23 protein-coding genes, 1 tRNA gene and 5 pseudogenes are annotated in these 26,290 nt (G+C 68.2%); 20 read left to right on the forward strand and 9 right to left on the reverse strand.

Annotated features, from left to right (window positions below; genetic code table 11):
- Positions 1 to 5: 5 nt before the first annotated feature.
- The 5 genes and pseudogenes from CFW40_RS29325 (at position 6) to CFW40_RS29345 (ending at position 2,238) form a co-directional block, all read left to right on the forward strand.
- The gene (locus CFW40_RS29325) at positions 6 to 467 is read left to right on the forward strand and encodes a transglutaminase domain-containing protein (RefSeq protein ID WP_088800826.1); all 462 of its coding nucleotides are present in this window, start codon (positions 6 to 8) and stop codon (positions 465 to 467) included.
- Positions 468 to 486: 19 nt separating this feature from the next.
- Positions 487 to 654: pseudogene (locus CFW40_RS38375) on the forward strand (multidrug efflux SMR transporter); the annotation flags it as partial.
- Between the two features lie 154 nt (positions 655 to 808).
- Positions 809 to 1,111 (forward strand): annotated as a pseudogene (locus CFW40_RS29335) (multidrug efflux SMR transporter); the annotation flags it as partial.
- Positions 1,112 to 1,600: 489 nt separating this feature from the next.
- Complete coding sequence (locus CFW40_RS29340; protein WP_088800827.1) at positions 1,601 to 1,999, forward strand: hypothetical protein; 399 nt, start codon at positions 1,601 to 1,603, stop codon at positions 1,997 to 1,999.
- Entirely contained in the window at positions 1,996 to 2,238 is a 243-nt protein-coding gene (locus CFW40_RS29345; RefSeq protein WP_088800828.1) for a hypothetical protein, read from the forward strand. The genes CFW40_RS29340 and CFW40_RS29345 overlap by 4 nt, the downstream gene beginning before the upstream one ends.
- An 8-nt stretch (positions 2,239 to 2,246) precedes the next feature.
- Here the strand turns inward: CFW40_RS29345 and CFW40_RS29350 are convergent, their stop codons facing one another.
- On the reverse strand, positions 2,247 to 2,534 hold the full coding sequence (locus CFW40_RS29350) for a hypothetical protein (RefSeq protein WP_088800829.1): 288 nt from the start codon (positions 2,532 to 2,534) through the stop codon (positions 2,247 to 2,249).
- A 197-nt stretch (positions 2,535 to 2,731) separates the two neighbouring features.
- The gene (locus tag CFW40_RS29355) at positions 2,732 to 3,694 is read right to left on the reverse strand and encodes a DMT family transporter (RefSeq protein ID WP_371127991.1); all 963 of its coding nucleotides are present in this window, start codon (positions 3,692 to 3,694) and stop codon (positions 2,732 to 2,734) included.
- Between the two features lie 65 nt (positions 3,695 to 3,759).
- On the opposite strand from CFW40_RS29355, the gene CFW40_RS29360 reads away from it, so the two are divergent.
- Positions 3,760 to 4,668 (forward strand): LysR family transcriptional regulator, encoded by a 909-nt coding sequence (locus CFW40_RS29360; protein WP_176956353.1) that lies wholly within the window; start codon positions 3,760 to 3,762, stop codon positions 4,666 to 4,668.
- 355 nt (positions 4,669 to 5,023) lie between these two features.
- On the opposite strand, the gene CFW40_RS29370 is transcribed toward CFW40_RS29360, so the two are convergent.
- Positions 5,024 to 5,497, reverse strand: a complete 474-nt coding sequence (locus CFW40_RS29370; protein ID WP_256331219.1) for a MarR family winged helix-turn-helix transcriptional regulator — start codon at positions 5,495 to 5,497, stop codon at positions 5,024 to 5,026.
- Positions 5,498 to 5,585: 88 nt separating this feature from the next.
- Between CFW40_RS29370 and CFW40_RS29375 the strand changes: the two genes are divergently transcribed.
- From CFW40_RS29375 to CFW40_RS29385, 3 genes and pseudogenes are all read left to right on the forward strand, one after another.
- Entirely contained in the window at positions 5,586 to 5,876 is a 291-nt protein-coding gene (locus CFW40_RS29375) for a hypothetical protein (protein ID WP_088800834.1), read from the forward strand.
- Between the two features lie 339 nt (positions 5,877 to 6,215).
- Positions 6,216 to 7,688: an FAD-dependent monooxygenase gene (locus CFW40_RS29380; protein WP_088800835.1), complete on the forward strand. Its 1,473-nt coding sequence runs from the start codon at positions 6,216 to 6,218 to the stop codon at positions 7,686 to 7,688.
- Positions 7,681 to 8,043 (forward strand): annotated as a pseudogene (locus tag CFW40_RS29385) (DDE-type integrase/transposase/recombinase); the annotation flags it as partial. The gene CFW40_RS29380 and the pseudogene CFW40_RS29385, both read left to right, overlap by 8 nt.
- 893 nt (positions 8,044 to 8,936) lie before the next feature.
- Here CFW40_RS29385 and CFW40_RS29395 read toward each other — a convergent pair.
- Both CFW40_RS29395 and CFW40_RS29400 read right to left on the reverse strand, forming a co-directional pair.
- Positions 8,937 to 9,790, reverse strand: a protein-coding gene (locus CFW40_RS29395) for an IS5 family transposase (protein WP_107452707.1) whose coding sequence is annotated in 2 segments (ribosomal slippage) — positions 8,937 to 9,440 and positions 9,443 to 9,790 — 852 coding nt in all. Because the reading frame shifts where the segments join, the coding sequence is not laid out codon by codon here.
- Between the two features lie 40 nt (positions 9,791 to 9,830).
- Positions 9,831 to 10,304 (reverse strand): MarR family winged helix-turn-helix transcriptional regulator, encoded by a 474-nt coding sequence (locus CFW40_RS29400; protein WP_088800838.1) that lies wholly within the window; start codon positions 10,302 to 10,304, stop codon positions 9,831 to 9,833.
- A gap of 57 nt (positions 10,305 to 10,361) precedes the next feature.
- On the opposite strand from CFW40_RS29400, the gene CFW40_RS29405 reads away from it, so the two are divergent.
- The 9 genes from CFW40_RS29405 (at position 10,362) to CFW40_RS29445 (ending at position 20,569) form a co-directional block, all read left to right on the forward strand.
- Positions 10,362 to 11,138 (forward strand): alpha/beta fold hydrolase, encoded by a 777-nt coding sequence (locus CFW40_RS29405; protein ID WP_088800839.1) that lies wholly within the window; start codon positions 10,362 to 10,364, stop codon positions 11,136 to 11,138.
- A gap of 111 nt (positions 11,139 to 11,249) precedes the next feature.
- Positions 11,250 to 12,058 (forward strand): IS5 family transposase gene (locus CFW40_RS29410; protein WP_371127251.1). Its coding sequence is split into 2 segments (ribosomal slippage): positions 11,250 to 11,592 and positions 11,592 to 12,058, totalling 810 coding nucleotides; the frame shifts between segments, so codons are not numbered across the junction.
- Positions 12,059 to 12,120: 62 nt separating this feature from the next.
- Entirely contained in the window at positions 12,121 to 12,696 is a 576-nt protein-coding gene (locus CFW40_RS29415; RefSeq protein ID WP_088800841.1) for a hypothetical protein, read from the forward strand.
- Positions 12,697 to 12,768: 72 nt separating this feature from the next.
- Positions 12,769 to 13,932, forward strand: a complete 1,164-nt coding sequence (locus CFW40_RS29420; RefSeq protein WP_088800842.1) for an ADP-ribosylglycohydrolase family protein — start codon at positions 12,769 to 12,771, stop codon at positions 13,930 to 13,932.
- 346 nt (positions 13,933 to 14,278) lie between these two features.
- Positions 14,279 to 15,052: a transposase gene (locus CFW40_RS38385; protein ID WP_256331218.1), complete on the forward strand. Its 774-nt coding sequence runs from the start codon at positions 14,279 to 14,281 to the stop codon at positions 15,050 to 15,052.
- Positions 15,049 to 17,784, forward strand: a complete 2,736-nt coding sequence (locus tag CFW40_RS29430) for a phospholipase A2 (RefSeq protein ID WP_088800843.1) — start codon at positions 15,049 to 15,051, stop codon at positions 17,782 to 17,784. Before CFW40_RS38385 ends, CFW40_RS29430 begins: the two co-directional genes overlap by 4 nt.
- A 1,209-nt stretch (positions 17,785 to 18,993) precedes the next feature.
- Positions 18,994 to 19,602: a hypothetical protein gene (locus tag CFW40_RS29435; RefSeq protein WP_088800844.1), complete on the forward strand. Its 609-nt coding sequence runs from the start codon at positions 18,994 to 18,996 to the stop codon at positions 19,600 to 19,602.
- Positions 19,603 to 19,728: 126 nt separating this feature from the next.
- A complete protein-coding gene (locus CFW40_RS29440; RefSeq protein ID WP_088800845.1) occupies positions 19,729 to 20,094 on the forward strand; it encodes an SDR family oxidoreductase in 366 nt (121 codons plus the stop codon).
- A 401-nt stretch (positions 20,095 to 20,495) separates the two neighbouring features.
- Positions 20,496 to 20,569 (forward strand) — tRNA-Met (locus tag CFW40_RS29445).
- 229 nt (positions 20,570 to 20,798) lie between these two features.
- Here the strand turns inward: CFW40_RS29445 and CFW40_RS29450 are convergent.
- Complete coding sequence (locus CFW40_RS29450) at positions 20,799 to 21,914, reverse strand: IS1380 family transposase (protein ID WP_256331217.1); 1,116 nt, start codon at positions 21,912 to 21,914, stop codon at positions 20,799 to 20,801.
- A 52-nt stretch (positions 21,915 to 21,966) separates the two neighbouring features.
- Between CFW40_RS29450 and CFW40_RS36360 the strand changes: the two are divergent.
- Positions 21,967 to 22,119, forward strand: a pseudogene (locus tag CFW40_RS36360) (IS5/IS1182 family transposase); the annotation flags it as partial.
- 327 nt (positions 22,120 to 22,446) lie between these two features.
- On the opposite strand, the gene CFW40_RS29455 reads toward CFW40_RS36360, so the two are convergent.
- Positions 22,447 to 23,322 carry a LysR family transcriptional regulator gene (locus CFW40_RS29455; RefSeq protein ID WP_088800846.1) on the reverse strand — a complete coding sequence of 292 codons (876 nt, stop codon included), beginning with the start codon at positions 23,320 to 23,322 and terminating at the stop codon, positions 22,447 to 22,449.
- Positions 23,323 to 23,425: 103 nt separating this feature from the next.
- On the opposite strand from CFW40_RS29455, the gene CFW40_RS29460 reads away from it, so the two are divergent.
- Positions 23,426 to 23,971, forward strand: coding sequence for a GNAT family N-acetyltransferase (locus CFW40_RS29460; protein ID WP_088800847.1), 546 nt, complete (start codon positions 23,426 to 23,428; stop codon positions 23,969 to 23,971).
- Positions 23,972 to 24,210: 239 nt separating this feature from the next.
- Here the strand turns inward: CFW40_RS29460 and CFW40_RS36365 are convergent.
- Positions 24,211 to 24,306: pseudogene (locus CFW40_RS36365) on the reverse strand (IS5/IS1182 family transposase); the annotation flags it as partial.
- Between the two features lie 250 nt (positions 24,307 to 24,556).
- Entirely contained in the window at positions 24,557 to 25,783 is a 1,227-nt protein-coding gene (locus tag CFW40_RS29470) for an MFS transporter (protein WP_088800849.1), read from the reverse strand.
- Between the last annotated feature and the right edge of the window lie 507 nt (positions 25,784 to 26,290).

The following is a 26,290-nucleotide window of genomic DNA, read 5'->3' on the forward strand; positions in this document are numbered from 1 at the left end:
CCGGAGTGGGCTTCTGCGTCCACAAATCCATTCTGTACGCCCCCGCCGTGCGCGCCGTCGGCATCCCCAGCCGTCTGGTGTACGCCCATGTGCGCAACCATCTCGCCTCGGACCGGCTGAAGAAGATGGTCGGCGGGGTGGTCTTCCACCACGGTCTGGTCTCCATCCACCTCGGCGGACGTTGGCTGCGGGTGACCCCGGTCTTCAACAAACTGCTGTGTCGTCTGTACGGCATGGCGCCACTGGAGTTCGACGGCGCGTCGGACAGCCTCTACCGCCCGTACGACGGACATGACGGCGCCCGGATGGAATTCCTGAAGGATTACGGTGCCTACGGTGACGTCCCCTTCGACCTCCTACTGGAGCGGATGCGTGCCAAGCATCCCGACATGTTCGCCGACCACGATGTGGTCGCGGGCAGTGGGTCGTTGGCCGACGAGGCCCCAGCCCGAGCATCGACCGTCTGAGAGGAATACCTTCACCACCATGGCCTGGATCTACTTAGCCCTCGCCGTTGTCTTCGAGATCATCTTCGCGCTCGGTGCGAGCGCCTCCCAGGGCTTCACCAAGCTCAAAGAGTCAGTGATCACCGTGGTCGGCGTCATAGGCGGCATCTACTTCATCAGCCTCGCACTCAAGACCCTGGACGTGGGGGTCGGCTATCCGATCTGGACCGGGGTCGGAGCGGTCGGAACGGTGCTCTTCGGCGCACTATCTTCAAGGAGAAGATCACCCCGGCCAAGGTGGTCTGTTTCCTCGCCATCATCGGCGGCGTCGTCGGTCTCAAGTCGCTCTCGGGGGTGTGACGATGAATGCACCCCAGCAGCCGGCCCCCCAGAAGCAGAGCGCCGCGACCGCCTGGACGCTGCTCCTGACCGCCGCGGCGATCGAGGTCGTCTTCGCACTCAGCTCCGGCGCGAACGGCGGCTTCACCAAGCTCGTCCCGTCCATCATCACTGTCGTCGCGGGCGGCGGCGGTGTCTACATCCTCAGTCTCGCCCTGAAGTCCATTGACGTCGGCATCGGCTACACGGTCTGGACCGGTATCGGTGCCGTCGGTTCCGTCCTCCTGGCGGCGGTGCTGTACGGCGAGGAGATCACGCTCGGCAAGGTGTTCTGCTTCCTCGCGATCATCGGTGGCGTGATCGGCCTTCACCTCACCTCTGAGGCGCCCGAGGACGAGCCCGTCGTCGACGGCTCCTCCGAACCCGAGGTCGAGCCCATCTCCCACCCCTCCGCTCAGGCAGCCGGCCCGCCCCCTCTGTCGGGGGCGGGCCCAACTACTTCTGACGGGCGTGGGCCGGCAGGGCGACCTGGGGGAGCGGAGTGGTCAGTCTGGCGCCGCACCCCGCACACACGAACACGAACAAATGCCCTCCGCTTGGGAATCAGGGGAATCGTGGCAGCTCGTCGGCGGCCGGCCAACGTGTTTTCGTCCGTCACGGGGCCGGAGTGTCGCCACGACGTGGCGTTCCCGGCTGGTTCCGCTCCGGGGGCCGGAAAGTGTCCGGACGAGGAACATCCCGTGAAGACAGGGAAGTTATGTCAGTGACAGGGGGCACACTGAGAGCGAGCTGACGTGTGAGCCCGGGGGAGTGCGATGGACATCAGGTTCGAGCTGATCGGTCCGGACAGTCGGCAGGAGCTGCGGTCGCTTTACACCTGGCTGCGCGATGACCGTTCGCTGCGCGGCCGGATCCCGATCGAGCCGGTGCGCGGACCGGCCAGGCCGGACGAGATGGGCGGCGACCTGGAGGCCGTGCTCGCGCTGGTGTCCACGCTCGCGACGCTGGCGCAGCTGCCGTTCTCCTACGCTGCTTGGCGGGACGGGCGCAGGCCTCGGTCCCAAGTCGTTATCCAGGTCGTGGGTGCCATGCCCGGGGAACTGGAAGCCCTTCGGGAGGCCTTCCCGGGCGTCTCGGTGCGGCCGATCGCCGGGGACGGTCAAGAGCCGGAGCCGGAGCCGGGTCCAGATACGGAGCAGGAGGCGGGGAGGTGACCGTCGACGCGGCGACGGAGGGCGCGGACACCGAGGACGCACTTGGGATCGACGCCGCGCGCTCGGCCTGTGTCCTCATCGGCGTCGACCGTTACTCCGAACTCGAACCGCTGCGCAGCGTACGGCACAACCTCACCGAACTGGCTGCCGCGCTGGCCGACGAAGCGATCCTGGGTATCCCAGCGATCTGCTCTAAAACGCTCTTGGGTCAGCTTCACCAAGAGCCTCATGAGCCCTGACCAAACACTCAGACCGTCACCGCATCCTCCCGCGGAAACACGGCCGGGCACTGCCGACAGACCAACGACCGCGCCCACACGGCCCGCGCCTCCTCCGCAGCCGCCGCCAGACGGGGAAACCAGAAACCCACCGCGCCGGCGCCGGCCAGCAGTAGGACGTCGGCTGCTACCTCGCCGGCCACCAGCAGCACGATGCCCAGCACGGCCGCACCGACCGGCAGCAGCCACTGGACGACGTACTCCGCCGGTTCCCCGTACTTCCCCCGCAACGGCGACTCGCCCGGCAACGACGCCACAAACTCCGGCAGTCCCCTACGACCGCCAGCTGATCACCACCGGGACCAAGGCGAGGCCCTGGTCCCATCCGGACGAGGCGACGTTGGACGGGGTGTTCGAACCTGTGCGGAGGGCCGGGGAGGTCCAGCGGGTGGGCCGTGTCCAGGCGGAGGTGGCCGGCAGCCATCCGGCGCAGTGGCGCGTACCGGTACTTCCGTCAGGGCCCGCTGTCTGCGCCCTTGCGCGGTGTGCGGTGCGAGAACCACACCGCGGCGATCACCACCACGCAGCCGGCGAGCTGCCACGCAGTCGCCTTCTCCCTGAGGATGAACAGGCCACATCCCATGGCCATGACCGGCTGCAGCAGCAACAAGGCGGCAGAAGTGTTCGGCGCGAGCTGGGGTGTCCCGGTACTGATCAACAGCCAGGCCGCCACCTGTCCCAGCAGAGCGAGCGCGATGATCCAGCCCCACGAGGCCGGCGACATCGACAGGGTGATGCCGGTGGTGAACAGACCGACCACCCCCGCGGTCACCGCAGCGGCCGCGGTGGAAATGCAGACCGGCGTCACCACGTGCACGGGGCTGCGCTCACCTGACAGCCGGTTGAGATACAGATAGGCGGCATAGGCAACACCGGCGCCCACGCCCAGCAGCGTGCCGCGCACCGGGCTGCCGTCTTCCGCACCGCCCTGCAGAGCGCCGCTGGCCAGAGTGATGCCACCCAACATCACGGGTGTGGTGCACAGGAAACGACGAGACATGACCGTGCCGCCGATGAGCCGCGCCAGCAACGGGAAGGCGATGACCTGTACGTTGATGAGCACCGTGGCGACTGCAGCCCCCACATCCAGGATGCTCATGGTCCACATGACGTAATCAATGCCGAGGAAGACGCCTGCGAGCGCCGCATATCCCTGAAGTTTCCGCGCCAGCCGCCCATTGCGCCGTATCTCGTGAACAAGCAGTGGCACAAGAATGCCCAGGGCAAGGGCGCAGCGCAGGAATGCCGCGGTGCCTGCGGTGATGTCGGCGAGCTTGACGAACATTGCCGAAACGGACAAACAGGCGGCTCCACCGATGACCAACCCCGCTGGGGCTGTTGAACTGCGCCGGGGAGCCCGCTCGGTGTCATCGGAAGTCGCCACGGAGAGCGTTGAGGTCGCATCCACAACATCCACGGTCCCAGCGTGAGCCGGGTAGCACTATTCAAGATTCATTAGCCAAAAGCATTAGCCTGGCTTACGTGATCACTTGGGAGAGGCTACGGGTTTTCGCGGCCGTCGCACGCTTCGGCTCCGTGAGCGAAGCAGCCGCCGCTCTGCACATCACAGGGCCCGCAGTGTCCCAGCACGTGCGAAAACTGGAGAAGGAGGTCCAATGCCAACTCGTTGAGCGGGACGGCCGTGGCATCCGGCTGACCAGCGCCGGCCACATCCTCGCCGGTTCGGCACACACCATGGTGTCCACGCTCGCGGACGCCGAACGAGACCTCGCCAACTTGCACGGTCTCGTCGCCGGACCCCTGCGCATAGGTGGTGTCGCCAGTGTTCTCCGCACGCTGGTCCCTGACGTGCTGCACCGCCTCATCGAACGCCACCCCCGCCTCGAACCCTCACTGCGCGACGGCGAAGCGGTCGACATGATCCCGATGCTCCAAGCACGCCAGCTCGACGCCGTCGTCACGGAGAGCTGGGACCACCACCCGGCGCACCTGCCGCCCGGAGTACGCACCACCCTCCTGATGCACGAGGACGCGCAGTTGGCGGTTCCGGAGGGACACCCACTGGCCGGCCGGGAGTTCGTGGCACTCGATGAACTCCACGGAGAACTCTGGACCAGCTGTCCTGCGGGGAGCGACGCGCACGAAGCACTGCGGCAACTGCTGCGCGCACACGAGGTGGAAGCGGAGGTGCGCTACTGCGTGTCCGACTACGCCACGCAACTCCGCCTGGTCGCGGCTGGACTCGCAGTGACATTGGTGCCGCGCGTGGTCCGTGCCTCGGCTCCCAGCAGCGTGCGCTTCGTTCGCTGCCGGCCGACCGTGTCCCGCAGCGTGCTCGTGGCCACGGGCACCGAGACCGAAACGCCGCGCGTGCGGGCCTTCCTGGCAGAAATGAGCCGCGTCGCCAACCTCCCCGAACAGCAGACCTAGGGCAGCGGGCTTGGCGACCCAGGCGGCCATGCAGACTCTGCGGCACCACGGCGGCGGTCAGCACCTGGGGCGGCATGGACGGCCGCCCGTTGGACGACGGATACATATCGGCGAACATCACCGCCGAGAACAGCATTTCGCGGTGCTCGGCCAGGAATGCGAAGACGCTGCCCGGCAGGATCAACTCCCGGCAGGTCTCCCGCACATCGGGCCCGATCGCCTCCCCGGCCCAATCACCCCGCATGCCCACCGGACTGGCTCCGGACCACAAGATCCGGAGCCAGAACTCCCAACATCTTCAGTGATCTTCTAGCCGGCCGATCTGTCTGGGGCGCTCGTTCCAGCTGAGCCCGCATCAACGCGAACGGTCCGCCTCGCCCTGGGCGAGCGACTGTGTCAGACGCTCCAGGCGCGTGGCGAAGGCGGCGGCCTCATCCGGCGGCCACGTCGCCATCTCCTCCGCCACGAAGGACTCCATCGCCCCACGCAACGCCGTGACTGCCCTCTCGCCCTCGACGGTGAGGGCCAGCCTGGTCGCACGGGCGTCAGCAGGGTCGGGACGGCGGGCGATCAGCCCGGCCTCCTGCAGCCTGGTCGCGTACCGGGTGGTGACGGTGCGCTCCATCCCGATCGCCTCGGCGAGCTTGGTGGCGGTGACGGGCCCCACGCGGGCGAGCCCGGACAGCACGGGGTAGGTCGTGGCGTCCACGCCCTCCACCCCGGAGGTCAGCCGGCCGTAGAGCCCGGCACGGGTGGCGCGCAGGGTCAGTGCCCCGATGGCTGAGGCCACGCGGGCGGCGGACGTGCTGTCACGTGTCGTTTTACTCACCCCTTGAGGATACGTGCAAGAAGCACGGAGTCCTGCTAACGTAATCTGCGTGCAGAAAGCACGTACATCAAGCACGCAAAGGATAGTCATGACGCATTCGTCTTCGCACCAGCACCAGCCCGCCGTGCGCCCGGAAGATGTCCTGCCCGAGGGCATCGACTCGACCGCGATGAACGGGCTGACCGTCCGCAAGGGTTCGGTGGCCGCATTCGTCGCCAACGCCCTACGACTGGACCAGCTCACCGAGGGCACTCCCGAGTACGCGGCCCTTGTCGCGCAAATGCGGGAACTCGCTCCCGCCCTGCGCGCCATCGGCCTCAACGACGTCTTCCGGCCCCGCTCCCCGGCAGTGGAGCGGATCCTCGCCGATGCCGCGTAACGCGGCGTGTGCTGCCGGCGGCTGTCCGGCACCCGGGGGAGCGAACAGGCGCACGCGCCGGGCGTCGAATCGTCGGGCGGTGCGCGGGTCGGTGGCGATCCGGTTCATCGCGGCTTCCCGGCCGGGGCTGTCCCGTCGGGCTTTCCCCACGTGGCCTGCGATCGCCCTGACGCCGCCCCGCCGCGAAGGAGGCGGCTGTCAGCTCCGCTGGTCGGAGCATGTGAAACCGAGCGATGCCCGAACTCCCCGCTGCTGCACAGTGCGTCGGCGTCTGTCTCATCCGACGGCGCTCGAGGCGGGGAACACGCAGTCGGAGAAGAGTGAAAGGAAGTGGTCGCCATGCTTGACGTGCTCATCGCCGGGGCCGGTCCGGTGGGGCTCTGGCTCGCCGCGGAGCTGCGCCTGCGGGGGGTGGAGGTGGCCGTGGTGGAGCGCCGGGCGGCACCGGACGGGCGGTCGCGCGCGGTCGGCATGCAGGCCGGCACGCTGGACACCTTCGCCACCCGCGGTCTCGCGCAGCGGTTCATCGAACGCGGAACCCCGGTGCCGACCGGTCACTTCGGGGCGGCGACCACCCGGCTGGACTTCTCCACCGTCGGGGCGATCCACCCCTTCATGCTTGCGCTCGGCCAGTCCGTCACCGAGCAACTCCTGGAAGAGCACGCGGTCGCCGTGGGCGCCCGGGTGCTGCGCGGGCAGGAGGTCGTCTCGCTCACCCAGGGGCCGGACGCCGTCGAGGTGGTGATCCGGGCCGGCGGCACCCACCGGACGGTGCAGGTCCGCTGGGTGGTGGGCTGCGACGGCACCCGCAGCGCGGTACGACAGGCCGCCGGCATCGACTTCCCCGGCCAGGACACCACGCTGACCGGGTGGCTCGCCGACGTAGAACTCGACGATCCGCCCACCGCGCCGCTCGCCGCCACCGGGCCGGCCGGTTCGTTCCTGGCGGCCCCGATCGGCGACGGCGTCCACCGGCTGGCGGGACTCTCCACGGCCACCATGCACCGCGGGACCCGCGAACCGCTGACCCTGGAGGAGGTGCGCGAGCAGACCCGCACGCTGCTGGGACGGGACCTCGGCATCCGCAACCCCCGGTGGCTGTCGCGCTACGGCAACGCCACCCGCCAGGCCACGCGGTACCGGGCCGGACGGGTGCTGGTGGCCGGGGACGCGGCGCACATGTTCTTCCCGGCCGGTGGGCAGGGCATGAACCTCGGCATCCAGGACGCCACCAACCTGGGCTGGAAGCTGGCCGCCACCCTCCAGCACCGGGCGCCCGACGGACTGCTCGACAGCTACGACACGGAGCGCCGACCGGCCGCCCGCGCCGTCATCGACAACACCCGCGCGCAGCTCGCCCTGTTCGCCGCGGCGAGCCCGGAGCAGATCGCCCTGCGCGAGGTCTGGTCCGCCGCGCTCGCCGAACCGCAGACCAACCGCCAGTGGGCCCGCCGGATCGCCGGCTTCGACGACCCGCTCCCCGACGACACCACACCCGGCGCGCACCCGCTGAACGGCACCCGACTGGCCGGCCTTGCCCTCGACGCGGCCGATGCACCCACCGCCCACCCGTTGATGCACCACGGCCGACCACTGTTGCTGGACCTCGGCGGGACGCGGACACCGTGCCCCGCGGAGGGTTTGGAGCAGCGGGCAGGAACCGGCAACTCCGAGGCTGCGCAAGCGATCTGGCGGGACGTCACCGCCGTCCTGATCCGGCCGGACGCCCGGATCGCCTGGGCCAGCACCGACACCGTCCCGCAGCGCCGGGCCGCGGACTGCCTCACCACCCTGCGCACCCTGTGCCGCTGAACGCCGCTCGACGAGCCCACCCGCCGGCCACGCCTACCTGCACACCGCCCTGGACCACCACTCCCGCCTCGCTTACGCCGAAGACCTCCCCGACGCGCCCCTCAAATATGCCGCCTTCCTGCGGGCCACCGCCTGGTTCGCCGCCCACGGCATCACCACCGAACGCGTCCTGACCGACAACGCCTGGGCTTGCACCAAGAACACCTGGCGCAACATCTGCTGCCGGCTGGGCATCAGCCCACGCTGGACACGACCCTGGCGGCCCCACACCAACGGCAAGGCCGCACGCTTCCACCGCGCCCTGCTGGAGGAATGGGCCTACCAGCGGCTCTACACCTCAGACACCGAACGGCAGACTGAGCCGCCAGCCTCTGTGCAAAGGCCCGGGCACGTGGAAAACGCAACCCTCACGCCACCTGGCTCGTCGCCCGCGCATGGCTCCGCGTCATATGGGCCTGCTGGCACAACGCCACTCCTTACGCCCCCGACAGCCATCCCGCCGCCCAACGTCACAGCCACCTGACGTGACTCGGAGGACTCAAACGCTATGCGGCCCGCGAGGTCTTCCACCTGGTCAAACAGCTACAGCCAGACCCCGCTCATAGGGGCTGTGTGAGAGCGCGTGCGACGAGCTGCCCCGCCGGAATGTGCTCATGCTCCGGCGGGGCTTCTGCGTGCGGCGGACTAGGCGGGCGCAGTGTCAGGCTCGGGCACTGCTGCACTGCTGCACTGCTGCACTCCGGCTCTCCGCTTCGAGCACACCGAGCAGGGACGCGGTGACGACACGTGTACCACGGCGGATACGCAGCACACGGCACAAGAACTCCCCGCGACGAGCCAGGCCGTACCCCTTCGCACGCGAGAACCCCAACGCCCTGGAAGGATCCTCCAAGCTCCCTGTTCCGTCCCAGGCGGTGCGGATGCTCATAGGGCTACACCGGGCGCCCATCTCCGCGTGCGCGGAGCGGACGCAGGGGCACACGGCCCTCGCGGTAGAACTCCGGGAACATCTCCGCGTGCGCGGAGCGGACCCTTCGTGACCTGGCCGTTTGTGAGGGCTTTGCTGTTTCGTTATCAAGGTGCCGTGAGGTTGGCGATCGGGGGCCTCGGGGAGGCCGGTTGCCTCTTCACGGTAGCGCTGTCTGGCGGGTGGATGGCCTCGACGGCTTCTTAACAAGCGGTTGCCAGCCACTACTCGAGTCCTCGGGGCTCATGCCGGCAAGGCGGCGTCGAGGATGTCGAGGGTCGTCACGTCTCGGCGAGTTCCTCGGCTTGATGGCGTTTGGCATTAAGACGTTGTGCGAGTCGGCGATGGCCGATGAGGGCTGCGGCTATGCCGACGAAAGCAAGAAAGTGTTCCGCCTTGCGTTCGTAGCGTCGGTGGAGTCGTCGGCAGCCGCTCAGCCAGGCCACCGTTCTCTCGACCACCCAGCGGTGGCGGCCGAGCCGTTGCGAGGGCTCGACACCTTTGCGGGCGATGCGGTGGGCGATGCCGCGCTCGCGGAGCCATCGCCGCAGGTGGTCGTAGTCGTAGCCCTTGTCGGCGTGCAGCTTCGCCGGACGTCTGCGACGAGGGCCGCGGCGGGACCGGATGGGCGGGATTCCACGCACAAGCGGCGCCAGGCCGAGACTGTCGTGCATGTTGGCGCCGGAGATGCCCAGGGACAGTGGCAGGCCGTTCCGATCGGTGATCAGGTGGATCTTCGATCCCAACTTGGCGCGGTCGGTCGGATTCGGTCCGGTCATAGGCCCCGTTTTGCCGCCCGGACGCTGACGGAATCGATCGCACACCGCGACCAGTCCAGCTCACCTCGCGCACCGAGTTCGTCGAGGACGACCCGGTGGAGCCTGGCCCAGACCCGGTCCCGGCTCCATCGGGCGAAGCGCCGGTAGACGGTGGGCCAAGCTGGCCCGAACACCGGCGGCAGCTGCCGCCAGGTACACCCCGAGGTGGCCACGAAGATGATCGCTGCCAGGCATTCACGGTCACCGGCTCGGCGACGGCCGCCGCCTTGCGGGCGTATGACTTCCGTTGGCGGGACCACTCGCCGGAACAGAGTCCACAACTCCTCCGGTACCAACCGTTCCACCAGATCCGTCATGCACGGCTCAACGAACCATCACGCCATTAGAAACGGCGTCTCAGTCGACGTCGACGTTGCCCAGGAGTTCGAGGAGGCGGGAGAGAACTCGGAGGCAGGCGTCGACCTCTGCGTCGGTAAGGTCACCGCCGACCTGGCGCAGCACTGCACGTTCGCGGTCGATCACGGTGGTGATGGCGAACCGGCCCTGTTCGGTCAGCTGGATGAGGGATGACCTCTTGTGGGCCGGATTGGGGGCGGACTCGACCAAACCGTGCGCAGTGGCGTCATTGACCATGCGCTGCACGAACTGGCGGCTCAACGCCTGTGCCCGACCCATCTGAGGGACGGTCATGGGTCCCTGCTCGCGGAGCAAGTTGAGCACGGCCCGCACTCCCACCGACAGCCCCTCGACGGACACGTCCTGCTCCACCTTGCGCTGTGTGCGTCGGTACAGCGGCCCCACGAGGTCGAACACCTCGGTGAGTCGGTCGGTCAGTTCTTCGGACGCCAGGCCACGGTCTGTTTCATTCACCTCACCATGATGACACCTAGGTTGCCATTCGCCTCCAATGATGACACCTTGGTTGTCATGAGTGATCTGTTCTGGCTCGACACCGGCACCGGCCAACCCCTCGTCCTGCTGCACGGCGGATTCCTGGACCACCGCATGTGGGGCGATCAGATACCCACCCTCGCCGCGCGGTACCGCGTCATCGCGCCCGATGCCCGCGGCCACGGCCGGTCGCCCAACGCCACCGAATCGTTCCGGCACACCGACGACCTCGCCGCGCTGCTACGACACTTGGACACCGGCCCCGCGGTCCTGGTAGGCGTCTCCATGGGGGGCAGCATCGCGGTCGACACCGCGCTGGAGCATCCAGAACTGGTCAGCGCCGTGGTCGTCAGCGGTGCCGGGACCAGCGAGCCGTCTTTCATCGACCCCTGGACCACCCGAACCTGGACCGCATGGCACGCGGCAATGGCCGACGGCGACCTGGATGCCGCCGTCGAGGCGTTCACGCTCTTCGCTGCGGGCCCGCACCGCAGCCTCGACGATCTCGATCCCAAAGTCGTCGACCGCCTGCGCGAGATGACCCTCAGCACCCTGTCCAAGCACACCGCCGACGAGCCCGACCTGCGCATCCCCGTCCGCGACACCTGGGATCGTGCCGCCAAGATCGACGTGCCCATGCTGGCCATCAATGGCGCCGTCGACTCACCCGACCACCTCGGCATGGCTGTACGCCTCACCAACACCGTCGCCAACGGTCACGCGATCTCAATCGACGGGACCGCCCACTACCCCAACATGGAAATCCCGGACGTCTTCAATGAGACCCTCGAGGACTTCCTGCTTACCTTGTGACCACCCCACCGACTCCTCACAGCCCACGATCACCGATCGTCGCCAACGGCGGCCAGGTAGCTCCCCACTAAGACGCCGTTTCTGATGGTGTGATCGCTCGTTGAGTCGTGCATGACGGATCTGGTTGAGCGGTTGGTGCCGGACGAGTTGTGGGTGCTGTTCCGGCGGGTGGTTCCGCCGACGGAGGTCATACGCCCGCAAGGCGGCGGCCGCCGACGGGCCGGTGACCGCGCCTGTCTGGCAGCGATCATCTTCGTGGCCATCTCGGGCTGCACGTGGCGGCAACTGCCGCCGGTGTTCGGGCCGGCCTGGCCCACCGTCTACCGGCGCTTCGCTCAGTGGAGCCGGGACCGGGTGTGGGCCAGGCTGCACCGCGTCATCCTCGACGAGCTCGGCGCCCGCGGAGCGTTGGACTGGTCGCGGTGTGCGATTGACTCCGTCAGCGTCAGGGCGGCAAAAGGGGGCCACTGACCGGACCGAATCCGACCGATCGAGGCAAGAGCGGACCGAAAATCCACCTGATCACGGACCGCAACGGGCTGCCACTGTCCCTGGGCATCTCCGGCGCCAACATGCACGACAGCCTCGGACTGGAACCACTCGTGGGCGGGATCCCGCCCATCCGCTCCCGCCGCGGACCGCGCCGCCGGCATCCAGCCAAGCTCCATGCCGAGAAGGGCTGCGACTACGACCACCTGCGCCGATGGCTCCGTAAGAAAGGCATCGCCCACCGCATCGCCCGCAAGGGCATCGAGTCCTCCACCCGGCTGGGCCGCCACCGCTGGGTCGTCGAAAGGACGGTCTCCTGGCTCGCCGGATGCCGCCGCCTGCACCGCCGCTATGAACGCAAGGCCGAACACTTCCTCGCCTTCGTCGGCATAGCAGCGACTCTCATCGGCTACCGCCGCCTCACCAAGTGAAACGACGTCTGAGTAAGGTGAGCGATCACGGGAGCAGCCGGAGTGGAGGGGGTGGTAGCGCCATGCTGGAGTCAGGACTGGGGACGCCGGGTCCGTTCGTCTCGATGCCCGCGCCGAGTGTGAAAGGGCGTCTCTTCGGCGGCCTCTTCTTCTTTCTGGCGCTCCTCTGCGCCGGCTTCTCGCTGTACAACTCGACGCACGCAGCGGGCCTCGTCGGTCGTCACGGCACGCTCACGGTCGAGCGCTGCTGGATCGACCACGGAAGCCGTCACCACAGCGACAAGACGGTGTGCGCCGGCACCTTCCGCGCAGACGACGGAACGACCGTCGATCACGAGGCGACCATCACGGCAGACCGCGAACGGGGCGACCGCATCCCCGTCCAGCAGACCGTGAGCGGCTACCTCGCCACCGGCTTCGGCGAGATCTGGCGCTGGTGCGCGCTGTTCTTCCTCGGCTGGATCGTCGCCGCGCTGGGGATCCCGTTCGCCGCGACCGGCATCATGCCGAGCAGGGGACAGGCCGTGGCCGTGGGCCGGTTGATCGCCGGAACCCGCGCGAGTGCCTGGATGAAGCGGCTGGTCCTGGGCGGCGCCGGTGGTGCGGCGCTCAGCCTCTACCTGGCCTGGATCTTCTGAGCCGGAAGGCTCCGACCACGCGACCGATCGACGCAATGACCATGAGCACAACCATCAAGTGAGGGAACCGGATTGAACAGTCAGTCGTGGGGCGACATCGTCGCCCGCCGTGCCCGTGTCCGTGGCTGTCTTCTGGGCGGGGCGATAGGCGACGCCCTGGGATACCCGATCGAGTTCCAGCCGCTGGCCTCGATCCGCAACGGCTACGGGCCGTCCGGGGTCACCGGCTTCCTGCCGGTCGGCGGCGGCGTCCTCGGCCAGGTCTCCGATGACACCCAGATGACCCTCTTCACCGCGGAAGGCCTCATCCGCGCCTACGCCCGCTACGGCCCCGCCACCGAGGGCGGCATCAGCTCCGCCGGGCCCGTCCTCGTGCGGAACGCCTATCTGCGCTGGCTCGACACCCAGAACCACCCCGCGCCCCCGCCGCCGGCCGAACTCGCCCACGCCCGCACCGGCTGGCTGCGCCAGCAGACCTGGCTCTACGCCCGCCGTGCCCCCGGCAACGCCTGCGTCTCCGGCCTCCGCTACGAGCACATCCCCGACACGCTCGGCGAGCTCGGAGCGCCGGGGCCGGTCAACCCCGACTCCAAGGGCTGCGGCACGGTCATGCGCTCGGCTCCTTTCGGCCTCACCGGCATGCCCGTTCGCCGAGCCTTCGAATTCGCCGCCCGCTGCGCCCAGATCACCCATGGCCATCCCACCGGCTACTACGCGGCCGGTGCCTTCGCCGCCATGATCGGACACCTACTGGGCGGCGACTCCCTCGAAGGCGCCGTGCTGCGCTCGATGGAACTCCTCGCCCGCTATCCCGGCCACGAGGAGACGACGGCCGCCCTCCGCAAGGCGGTCGACCTGGCTGCCGACGGCACAGCGACCCCCGAGAAGGTCGAAACCCTCGGCGGAGGCTGGATCGCCGAGGAGGCCCTGGCCATCGCCGTCTACTGTGCCCTCGCCCGCCCCGCCGACCCGGCACCCCGGCGCACGCACGTTGAGTCAGCCTTCCTGCTCTCCGTCAACCACTCCGGTGACAGCGACTCCACGGGATCCCTCTGCGGCAACCTCCTCGGCGCCCACCACGGCGACCTCGCCCTCCCCCCGTCCTGGCTCACCGCCGTCGAGGGCCGTGGCACGATCACCGAGCTGGCCGACGACTTCTCGGCGGCGTTCCACCCCCTCACCCACCAGCCGTACAACGAGTCGTTCTTCGCCCCCGGGCGCTACCCGAGCAGCTGACGCCGCTCGGCCACGGGCGCCCACCCGGCACCGTACGGCAGTGCCCGGGGGTGTCTTACTCACGCTGTGTCGACCGCTGTCCGGGGCTGGTGTGTTGCTGGCACCGGGCCGACCGGGTGTGTCCCGGTAGGGGCCTGCCGACCTGCCAGGCGTTGTCACAGTTCTGACCGTCCGGGCGGTTCGGTGCCGGCTACGGGATGCGTCATCGGGCCGGAAGGTGAACGAACATGACCGCTACGTCCTTAACTCCGCGTACTCGCCGACGCGGGCCTACGGGGTAGGTGGTCCTCGGAGTGGACACGCACCGGGATGCTCATGTGGCTGCCGTGCTCTCCCCGGTGGGGCGGTGATCGGTACCGAAGAGTTCCCGGCCACCGTGGCCGGATACCGCGAACTACACCAGTGGGCCAGCAGCATGGGCGCGGTGCGGCGGGCCGGGGTTGAGGGGACCGGTTCCTTCGGAGCGGCCCTGTCCCGCTACCTGCTGGCCCAGGGCGTGGAAGTGATCGACGTGAACCGGCCCGACCGGACGGACCGACGCCGGCGCGGCAAGACGGATCCGCTCAGCACCGCCCAGAACGCGGCCTGGGCGGTGCTGAGCGGGCGGGCACGCGCTCGGGCCAAGTCAGGCGACGGACGAGTGCAGATAGCCCGGATGTACAAGCTCGCCGAGGGTTCCGCGGTCAAGGCCCGCACCCAGGCGATCAACCAGCTCAAGGCTGTCCTCGTCAGTGCCGACCCGAACCTGCGCGAAGAGTTGGCCGTGCTGGGTAATGCGGTACTTTTCCGGACCTGCGCAGGGTTCGCCGTGGACAGCAAGAGGGATCGTCCGATGCCTCAAGCGCTACGCCACCCGCGAGGTGTTCCACCTGGTCAGGCCCACACAGTCAAGACCCCCGTCACAGGGGCAGTTGGACAGTGGTCCTCATTAGGCCGAGCAGGGCGTGCATCCGGTCCGCGCAAGTGTTTCGAACCTGTCGTTCAGCGGCGCTTTTCGGCCGGTCGCATCACCGGTGCGACCAGTGGGGCCACAGCCATGATGGGTTTGGAGACGGTCGGGGCTTTGTGCTCAGCACCAGCTCATTGCAGAGGAACAGGAGTGATCGGGTGTTTGAGATGAGACATTCCAGACAGTTAGCCGCAGCTTTCGCGTTGAGCGTGCTGGCGGGGCTGGTCACCGCGACGGCGGCCGACGCGAGCCCTGCCCCGCGGCCGTCTTCGGTACCGGCCTTTGCACGTACCGTCGTCGATCGCACCGAGACGTCGACGACCTACCGGCTGGCTGACGGCCGGACGGTCACCGAGCTGCACTCCGCACCGATACGGGTCCGGCGGGCCGGTGGTGCGTGGGCCGACATCGACACGGTCCTGGTCGAAGAGGGCGGCGCTGTGCGGCCCAGGGCCGGCCTGGGCGACACGCGGTTCTCCGCCGGCGGCAAGGGAGCCTTCGCTCGCCTGCGGCTCGATTCCGGCCGGCGCGTGGAGCTGGGCTGGGACGGCGAGTTGCCCCGGCCGGTGATCAACGGCAGCAAGGCCGTTTACCGGGGCGTCGTCGCAGACGGCGCGGGAGATCTGGTCGCCACCGCCCTGCCCGCCGGGCTGCGCTTCGATGTCGTGCTCAACCGCAGGCCGACTGGTCCGGTCGAGGTGAAGGTCCCGGTCACCGCCAAGGGCCTGACGCTCGGTGAGGCCGAGGGGGGACGGCTGAGCATCCAGGCCGGCGACACCGTCCTTGCCACCTCCTCCGCGCCGGTGGTGTACGACGCGGACTCCTCGCACGCCCGCACCCAGCGCAAACGCGAGCAGCAGCCCGGCAGGCAAGCCGGCCGGGCTCGCACCAGTGACATCACAGCCACCGTCGCCGATGCCGCCGGCGGTGGCAAGACGCTCCTGCTCAAGCCCTCGGCCGCCTTCCTGGCCGATCCGGCTACCACCTACCCTGTGACCGTCGACCCGTCGGTTGTCCTGCCGCTGAGCAACGACACCGACGTCAACAGCGTCTTCGACGGCAACAACGTCTCCGGCGGCTATCTGAAGGCCGGAACCGAAGCGGACGGCGAAAAGGCCCGCACCTACCTGCGCTTCGACACCCGCGGTCTGAAAACCCCCACCAAGGCCGTTCTCAAGCTCACCAATCTCGACGCACCCGCCTGCGGCCCCACCGTATCGGCGGGCATCCAGGTCCGCCGTGTCACCAGCCACTGGGACGCCACCACCCAGACCTGGGCCCCGCAGCCCACCAGCACCACCGAAGACGCCGTCGTCTCCACCGAGGGTTCTCAGCTTGGTGCCTGCGGCAGCGGCACCATGACCTGGGACGTCACCGCCATGGTCGCCAAGTGGGCCGCGGGCACCGCCAATCACGGCGTGGTTCTGCAGTCCCCGACCGAGACCGCACAGGCCAACTACCGCGTCTTCGCCGCCACGGAGAACACCGACGGGCTGGCTGCCCCGGTCCTGGAGGTGACCTCGGACGAGGTGATCACCCCAGGGGAGGGGGAGGATCCCGCCGACCCGGGGCCGGCGGACTTCAAACCCGGGTACGTCGACCCTCCGACCGGCAACTGGATGACGTCCGCCATCGACCTGTCCGACGACGGCCTCCTGGTGACCCGCAACCACACCGCCGGGCAGCGCCTCGACGTCGCTCGTCCCAACGAGAAGGTGCTCGGCCCCCTCTGGCAGCTGGAGCCTCTGGGGGGCGTGCTGGGCCACCGGCTCAAGGACTACAGCGCCAACGGCTACGTCGAGATCGCCCTCAACGTCGGCACGGAGTCCTACCGGTTCCAGGCGAACCCCGACGGCACCTTCGCCTCCACCGACGGCGGCGGCGCGCTGGTGAAGAACGTCGACGGCACGTTCACGCAGACCCTGGAGGACGCCGACATCGTCTACACCTGGTCGAAGATCGGCCAGGAATACATGGTGACCGCCATCGGCAGCCAGAACAATGGCAGGCAGGCCATCCAGTACGACGCCACCGGGCGGTTCAGCCGGATCCTTTCGCCCCTCACGGCAGAGGACTGCGTGAGCACGCCTGCCGCCTGCTCCACGGCAACCTTCCAGTACGCCACGACGACGACCGCGACCTCCTCCATCTTCGGTGACATAGCCGGGCAGCTCAAGGCGATCGTCCACGACGCCGCGGGCGACCCCGTTCCGGTGACGGCCGTCTCGTACCAGTACGACTCCGCCAAGCGTCTGCGCAAGGCCGAGGACACGCGTCAGGTCGACGGCGATCCCGTGCGCCAGTCCACCTACACCTACGACTCCCAAGGGAACATCAAGGGTCTGACCACGACTGAGGACGGCACCTGGACGCTCACCTACTCGGCGCCGGGCAAGATGACATCCGCCGGCGCCGCTCCCACAGCTTTCGCCGCCACGGCCGCCGCCGCGTCATGTCCCTATGCCTCCGACTACCTGCTCCGCGGCAGGTGCAAAGTCCGGGTCGACGTGGAGAAGGATCCCGCCCAGAAGGTCTTCCGTAACCCCTTCTGGAAGGGAACCCTCACCGGTGGCTCGGTCATGGGAATCACCAACGACGGCTGCAGCTCCGCACCCAACAGCCCCATGAGCGGCGTCAGCTTCAAGGCCGCCTGCGACGCCCACGACTACGGCTACGGCCTCATCCGCAATCGGAAGAACGGCGAGACGAACGGTCTGCCCCCGTCCAAGCGCACCGCCGTCGACGCCGTGTTCTACACCATCCTCAAGGAACGCATCTGCGCCGCCGTCACGGGCTACGACATCGGCCCCCGGGGCCAGCGCTTCTCCAGGAAGGCCAAGTGCCTCGACTGGGCCCGCACCTACTACAACTTCGTACGCGCCTGGGGTAACGGGTTCATCTGACCCACGCCAAGTGCGGCCTGCGTGGGCCCCCTCGGGCGCACGCAGGCCCTTTGCGACCGGTCGTCGGGCTCACCGATGCGGACGATCGAGGCAGCGGAGCTGGCTGCCTTTGTCAAGAGGTCGCTCCCGCTTGAGGGACAAGTGCCAGAGGAGCGGTTCGGTCGGGGGGCAGGTTGCGGACCGCACGGAGCACTTCCTCGGCGGCGACGCCGGGGCACCCGCCGGCCGGGCCGCGGACGCGGGCCGCGGCCAAGCCCCCGCCGTGACAGATCGCCCGGCCAGGCGGCGGGACTCCTGGACGGTGAGGTGCCGGTCCATCAGGCGGCGATAGACGAGGGCCCCCGCCCCAGCATCCCGAGGCGGGGACCCCGTCGTGTATCAGCGGAGCTGGTAAATCAGCAGATCACTCTGAGTGCCGACACCTTCAACCCGCCCCCGAGTTGTCGTAAGCGGGCGCGTATCCCGTAGTGAAGACGGGAGTTGCGCCCTGATACATTCGCACGCGCTTCGGACAGGCCATGTTGTTGTACCACTCGCCCTGACCCGTGGCCTTCCATGTGTAGGGCACGTTCCATGCCAGGTTGCACGTGGCGGGTATGAAAGCCATCTCCGCCTCGTCGCTACTCCACGGTGCCGGTCTCGTAGGCGAAGGCTTGGTTCTCGATCTGGACCCGGTTCGCGGCGTAGGCCGGGTCCTCGGCCATCAGCAGATGGTGCACCGGCATCGTGCCGCAGCCTCGGCGGGCAGGAGTAGTTAGCCGACTACGCCGAAGTCCTGGCCGAAGAGGGCGCGGTAGTGCGCGACTTCCGGTTCGCGCTTCATCCAGATGTTGCCGGTGGGGGTCTCCGTTGTTGCGTTGTCGGACCATCCGGTTGGTTTCCGCTGCGCTCTTCGAGATGCACGACGAATGGACCGCCTTACCGCGCCGCCACCTCCCCGAAGGTGATATGGGTGATATCTGTCGTAAGCTCTCTTTTGGTTCCTCCGCGCTACCCAACGCACCGAAATGCAGCCGCCAGTTGATCCCCAACAGCATGACGAGGGACACTACCTGGCGGATGCGTGTTCCCGACCGAGTGGCACTCGCTTCGGTATCCTCCCGTGCAGGTCATCGGAGGCCATTTACCCAAAGATTGCTGGGCAGTTGACCTCAGGGTTTCGTGGTAGCGTTCTTGTTCGGAGGGACAATGCAACCTGAAAGGGAAATCGTGAACACGGAGAAGATCGCCGCTCGCCGCCTCTCGCTGGAAGAGGTGACGAAGCTCGGCGTGAAAGACAGGCTCTTCATTTCCGCTGACACGGCAGAACTCAAGCTTCCCGACTGCTATGTCCCTGCTTTTCTGACCAAGTCCGGTGAGGATTTCGAGGGCGGCTCGATCACGGCGAGAACCGTATTTCAGGAAGAGGTCTCCTGGCTTCCCGACGACGAGAATGAAGCCGGAATCTACTTGGCCGACGAGAACGGTTCGGTGACCATCGAGGTCCTCCAGTCCGCCGGTGTCGTGCTGGACCTGGCACTTTTCGTCCCTAGTGGGGACAAGGGGGCTCTCACGGCCCTTTACGCTGCGGCCCGGCAGGCCTTCGGCGCCGACGTCGTGCAGATCTGGCGCCAGGGCCTCAAGGAGGTTCCCGACGTGAAGGTCGACATCTTCGAGGAGCAGATTCCCCGGGGGCGCAAGGGTAGCGACAGCCCCAAGCGTGACCGTCGCGCGATCGACACCTACCCCACCCGTGCGGACTTCATCGAGTTCTCCGCGGGGTGGAAGCCGGTCGTTGAGATTCACAGGCCGATTGTTGACGACACCCCGACCATCTGAGGCGGCGTTACCTCCCGGCCTCGGCCTGAGAGAACGCCGAGAACGCATGCGCCGGACCTGGTCGCCCCCTGAGCGGCCCAGAGAGCCGTCGGAAAATAACTCACGAACGCCGAAGCGGGCGGGTCACTGACCCTCAGCTCGGGCGTCCTGCTGGCCCGCCCCGTGCCAGGTCTGTCCGTCACGCTGGCCGCGGGCGGCGCGGTGGAAGCGCTGACCAGGGTGCTCGCCGTCGAACTGGCCCCGGCGCGGCAGCGCGTGAACGCCGTCCGCTACGGTGCGATCGACACCGCGCTGATGCGCTCGCTGCCCGGCATGGAGACGGACGAGGCCATCTCCGCCGCCGGTGCATCGGTGCCGCTGGGCCGGTTCGGAACGGCGGAGGAGGCCGCAGCGGCGGCGCTTTTCCTGATGTCGACCCCGTACGTCACCGGCCCCTCAGTACCCCGGTCGATGACGGCGCCCGGCGCCGCCGGCCGGTCCCCGGAGTACTAGCCCGAACTCATCGTGATCGTCACTGGGCGCCAGGACCCGATAGCTGGCCAGGGTGAGCACGTAGCTGACGTGGTGCACGGCGTTTCCGCAGACGTACTCCTCGTCCGGCTGACGATCCCAGACCGCGCTCTCCGCATATTTGGCCATATGCGGCAAACGAAGCATTGTGGCTCCGGTTACTGAGCAGCGGTCTCGTCAGGTGATGATGGGCATTCGAGTCAAGGGACTCCCCGTCCCGAGCCCGAGCTCACGCCCGCATCACCGCTGCGTCGCCTGGCGTGGGGCGAGGCTCGGATGGCGCTCATCGCCGGCCAGCAGTGCCCACAGAAGCATTGTTCGTGCCTGCGGGCGAAAACCGATTCGGTTGAGCCGGGTCGGTGCCGTACAGTTCACCGTATCGACGCGGGGTGGAGCAGCTCGGTAGCTCGCTGGGCTCATAACCCAGAGGTCGCAGGTTCAAATCCTGTCCCCGCTACTCGAACGTGAAGGCCCGGCGGATGCCGGGCCTTCACTGCGTGTGGCTCCGCTCCATTCTGGTTCTTAGCCTCGATTCGTCAGCGGGGTTCGGTGGCTGACCTGCTCGGCAGTTCGCCCGTAATGTCCTCGGGCCGTTCGAGGTGGGCCGTCGCGTGACGCCGCGGGTGCGCCGGGCTCCACGGGCCCGGAGTGCTGCCGGTCTGCTCCTTCCTGGTCCTGTCCTGCCGTCAGGTGACGGCCGCGAGGGTGGTGAGCCGCCGCCAGCAGGTGGTGAACGCATTTGCCCAGGGCCAGGTCGCGTCGACGCGCAGCCATCGGCGTCGGGCGTGGTCAGCGAGGCGGGCGGGCAGGTGGTAGAGGCGGAAGCGCATGGTGTCCGGCTCGGCGTCGGACAGGTCCTCGATGCCGTGCAGGGCCAGCAGCCGCACCCGGGCGTCGAGATCACTCGCGAGGTTTGCTGCCAGCATCCAGCCGCGGTTCACTTCCCAGGAGGCGGAGGGCAGGTTGTCCAGTCCCATCGCCTTGTTCGTGCGCACCCGGTCCTCCACGCCGGCATGGGAGCGGTGCAGCACGTCCAGGAACTGGCTGTGGCCCGAGTCGGCGATGCCCCACATGTGACGGATGTTGGTGGCGGTGATGCAGTACCGGCAGCCGGTCTTCTTCTCGAAGGCAGTCAGTTTCTTCAGGTGCCGCCGTGTCGGACGGACCCTGCGCACGATCAGCCGCATGCCTTCCGGCCAGCCCTCACGGGTGTTCAGTCCGGTCAACTCGGCGATGAAGTAGCCCTCCTGGAGGCTGCCGTCCTGGTGCACGGAGGTCTCCCAGGCGGCCTCGGGCAGGCGGGCGATGGCCTTTTCGTCGTCTTCGGTGATCGTGCAGCCGACGGTGTAACGGACCGTGCGCCGTGTGGTGTTCAGTGCTTCAAGGTGTTCGAGCAGTCCGTGCGTGGCCCCGGCCCCGTCCACCCGGACCAGGATTTTCGCGGCCGACGATCCGGGGATCTGCGCGAGGGCGTCGGTGAGCACGGCGATGTGGTCGGCCACCGTGTTCGCCCCGGCGTTCCCCGGCCGCAGCAGCATGGTCAGGGACTCCGTGGTGTTCGCGCACCACGCGGCCAGCGGATGAAATCCGAACGTCTTCTTGAAGGTGACCGCTGCCCCGGCCTTCTTCGAGGCGGAGGTGATGACCGTCGCATCGAGGTCGATGACGATCCAGCGGGTCAGCCGCTTGCCCGCCACCCTCAGCCAGGGGAAGCCGCCCGGCCGCAGACGCAGCAGGCCCCACACGTGCCCGCGCACCCCCGCCCGCGCCTTGGCGATCTTCGCCAGGGGTGGCCTCGTCAAGCGCGGCAAGCGTGCGGCGGGCGGTCGAGTCCGATGCCGCGGGCCCGAACAACCGAATCCGACCGACCGCGGCAAGCCGGGATCGAAAATCCACCTGGTCACGGACCGGAACGGTCTACCGCTGTCGCTGGGCATCTCCGGCGCCAACATGCACGACAGCCTCGGTCTGGAACCGCTCGTGTGCGGGATCCCGCCCATCCGCTCGTCGGCAGTTGTAAGCCGGCTGCCCGTCAGCTCGGGCCTACCACCGTCAGCGCGAAGTGCACATGACGCCGCCCCGACCTCCGGCTTCACCGCCGGCTGACCTCCGCTCGTGCGGAGAGCACGTGATCCCCGCCGTCCACGGGCCCTTGCCCGACGGTCCACCTCCGCTTGTGTGGAGAGTGCAGCTCGCGGTCCGCAATGAGGCCACTGAGCCTTTTCCAACTTCAGTCAGAGCTGGTCAGGTGCAGAGTGAGGACGGCTTGGACGAGGCTGGTGATGCGTGGGGGCGGGGCGTTTCCCGCGTGGTGGTGTCCGTGGGTGCGGTGGGTCAGGACTTGAGGTGGCCCAGGGCGTTGATCACGGCAGCGATGGCGGGCTCGGCGGCGCGTTCGCGGTGGTGGGCTGCCATGAGGTGGACGTGCCATTCGGGCATGTCGCTCACGTCGAGTTCGACCAGGGTGCGGGCGGCGAGGTCGCGTTCGACCGTAGCGCGGGTGAGGACGGCGACGGCCTGCCCGGAGCGCGCGAGATCGGCTGCCGTCTCGGCGGAACTGATGCGGTAGAGCTGATGCGCGCGGGTGGGGGCGTCCAGGAGCAGTTCGTGAAAGAGCTGCGCACCGCTGCCCCAGAGGTTCACGGCGAGGGGGTGGCCGCTCAGCCCTGCAGTGTCGCAGGGGCGCGCCGTGAGCGGGTGGTCCGGGTGACAGACCGCGATGACCGGCTCACTGTGGAACGTGTGCAGTCGTACCTCGTGAGCGTGCGGCATCGGCAGTGTGATGGCGATGTCGGTCGCGCCCGCGGCCACCCGCTGGAGTGCGTCCTGACTGTGCTGGTCGTCGACCACGATGGCGTATCTGAGCGGCTGCAGGGCACCGATGACGAAGGGGACGGCCAGCGGTGCGTAGCTGGCGTGGGTGGTCACGTGCAGGGTGCCCTGGGTGTCGTCCTCCCGTGCAATGTCCAGAGCCCGAGCCGCCAGATCCAGACACCGCTCCGCGTGGGGCAGCAGCCGTTCCCCCGCGGGCGTCAGCGACACTCCTCGGCTGGAGCGGTCGAGCAGTGGCTGACCGACGAGCCGTTCCAGTCGGCGCAGCCGCTCGCTGACGGACGGTTGCGCAACGCGCAGCTCACGTGCTGCGGCGGACAGCGAGCCGACGGATGCGGCGGTGACGAAGACGCGCAGGTCCGCGAGTTCCAGGGCCATAGGTGCAGCCTATGGCCAGCCCCCTCGGATCATGGGGTTCTGTGTGGCCGACGGCGCCCATAGCGTGCCGGTATGACATCCCCCGTGAGGTGAGGAGCCTCTCTTGCACGAGATTTACGAGACCGCTGCTGAACTCGTCCCTGCGATTACGGATGATCTGCCTGGGATCGTCACCATCCAGAATCACACGGCCGCGACCTCGCACGCCCGGTTCGCCACCAGACCGCATCGCATGGAGGAGCGGCGGGACTGGTTCGCTCAGTTCGCGGAGACGGGTCCGTACCGGATGCTCGTCGCCCGGCGCGGCAACCAGGTTCTCGGTTATGCCTGCAGCCAGTGCTACCGCGATCAGGACGCTTTCCGGGAAACGGTCGAGGTGAGCATCGGACTCGGCGAGGACAGCAGAGGGCAGGGGCTGGGAACCGCCCTCTACCGTGCGCTCTTCGGCCTCCTGGCCGACGAACCGGTGCATGTCGCCCTCGCCGGCATCGCCCTGCCGAACGACGTGTCGGTGGCCCTGCACCGCAAGTTCGGCTTCGCCGAAATCGGAACCTTCCACGAGTACGCCGTGAAGAACGGCCAGTACCTGAGCTCCCTGTGGATGCAACGCCTGCAGTCCACTCCGTTCCCGGGACCGGACCAGAGCTGACTGGTCCCGTGATCGTGTGCCAGGGTCCAACGAGTGTACGGGGCGGGGCCCGCAAGAGGCGTGCGGTAGCCGCAGGCCGCCGCATGTTCGTCGTCCCCGGGACGGGCCCGGTGGGAAAGCGGCTTCGAAGGGCCCGGTGCCGCCACGAGCGGCTGGGCAGGTGGTCTCTCCCCAACCTGCTGTGCAGGTCGGACTCTCGGCACCCGATGGCGGCGCCTGAACGCAGGCCGACAGGCCCAGAGGCGGCGGTAGCCGATGAGGGTCGCTGCTATGTCGACGAAGGCGAGGAAGTGTTCGGCCTTGCGTTCATAGCGGCGGTGCAGGCGGCGGCATCCCCCTCCGGGCCCGCGACGTCTGCCAGGCCCTCGACCACGAACTGCTGCCGAAGAACATCGAAGGCACCCACGCCAAACTGAAGCGTCTGGTCAAGCTCGACATCCTCACCGAGGACGAGGCCGGTAGCTTCACCAGGAAGCAGTAGCCCACCGAGCACCATGATCACCAGCCCCTGCCTCACCCTCACGCGACAACGAACATCAACCCACGAACTGCCCTGAAGCAAACGCTCGACGTCTCCGCGAGCCGTCAGGCGTTGTCCGGCCATGTCAGACGGCGGGCGAAGTGCGCCCATGCAGCCACGACCATGAGCGCGGCAGCAAGGCCGCCGAGCGTCATAACCGTGGACGGGGATGTTCGGTCCACGATGACGCCACCGGCCAGCGCGCCGAGTGAGATCGTGGCCTGGAAGGAGGCAGTGAACAGCACCGACGCTGCCTCGGGCGCGTGGGGGGTTGCCTTGGTGAACCACGTCTGGGAGGAGACGGGGACGGCGCCATAGGCGACGCCCCAGACGATCAGCAACGCGACAGCGCCGATCTGCCAGCGCCCCAGTACGGGCAGCAGCAAGGTGACGGCCGCGATCATGCCTGCGGCGAGACCGAAGGCGGCTCGGGGGTAGCGGGTGACCACCGCTCCGCCCAGGAAGTTGCCGACGATTCCCGCGGCACCGTAGACCAACAGGAAGCCAGTGATCAGCTGCGAGCTGGCATCGGTGACTTGCTCCAGGAACGGAGTGAGGTAGGTGTAAGTCCCGAAGTGCGCCAGCACGACCAAAAAGGTCAACAGCAGTGCGAAACGCGTGTTGACGCTCTTACACATGCCGCGCAGCACACTCAGACGGGTCCTCTGGTTGGGCGGCAGCGGCGGCATGACCAGAAGCAGCATGACCAGTACACCGACTGTGAGGGCGCCCATGACGACGAAAGCCGTGCGCCAGCCGGCCAGGTCCCCGATGAACGTGCCGGCCGGTACGCCGAGCACGGAGCCCAGCGGGACTGCGGAGAAGATCACCGACGTGGCACGGCCGACCGACGCCGCGGGCACCAGGCGCTGGGCCAGCCCGGCGCCGATCGACCAGAAGCCCCCGATGACGACGCCGACGATGACACGGGAGACCAGGACCAGCCAGTAGTCCGGTGCCGCAGCGGCCAGGAAGTTCGCCCCGGCCAGCATGAGCATGAACACGCACAGCATCAGACGGCGGTCGATGTGTGCGGTCGCCACGGTGATCACGGGTGCGGAGATGGCCGCAAGAATTCCGGGCATGGTCATCATCAGCCCGGCCACTCCGTCGGAGATGGCGAAGCTGGATCCGATCTTGGTGAGCAGGCCGATCGGCAGGATCTCGGTCGTGACGATCGAGAAGATTCCCAGCATTACCGAAACCACGGCCAGCCACCCGATCAGGGGAGATCGAGCCGGTAAGTCGACTCTGCCAGAGTGGTATGTGGTGGTGGCGTTTGTCGAGGCCATGATTCCGTCCTGTGAAGAGCCTGTCGTTGAGCGATCAGTTCAACAGGCCCTGCGCAGTGAAGGCTGGCAGATTGGCGACATCACCCTTGTGACGCGAGGCGATGTCGCAGACCTGCTGAATCGCTCTGCAAATCACTGCTGGGTAAGGGGCTTTGGCTCTGCGAGGGCGGTCGGGTACGACGTGCATTCACTCACCCCACTACCTCAACAGACCACCGGCGGATTCGGGGGCCACGTCCGGGAGGCGTGTGGGGACGGTCAGCCAGGCTCGGGCGGAGGTGCGGCTCGATCCCGTCGCGGATCATTAGGGCGAAGGCGTGGACCCGCCGCGCGCCGTACCAGACCGCTTCGTCCGGGCGTCGACGAGCTGCTGGGCGCGGCGCAGAAGCCGGCGAACGCGGCGCCGAGGTCGGCGGGATGGAGCCGTGAGAGCGACGCGTGGAGGGGTTATGCCACGCCTTCCACCTCGAACCCCTGTAGCAGGGAAGGTACTTACCGGGCCGTGCC

Source organism: Streptomyces sp. 2114.4 (genome assembly GCF_900187385.1).
Lineage (GTDB): Bacteria > Actinomycetota > Actinomycetes > Streptomycetales > Streptomycetaceae > Streptomyces > Streptomyces mooreae.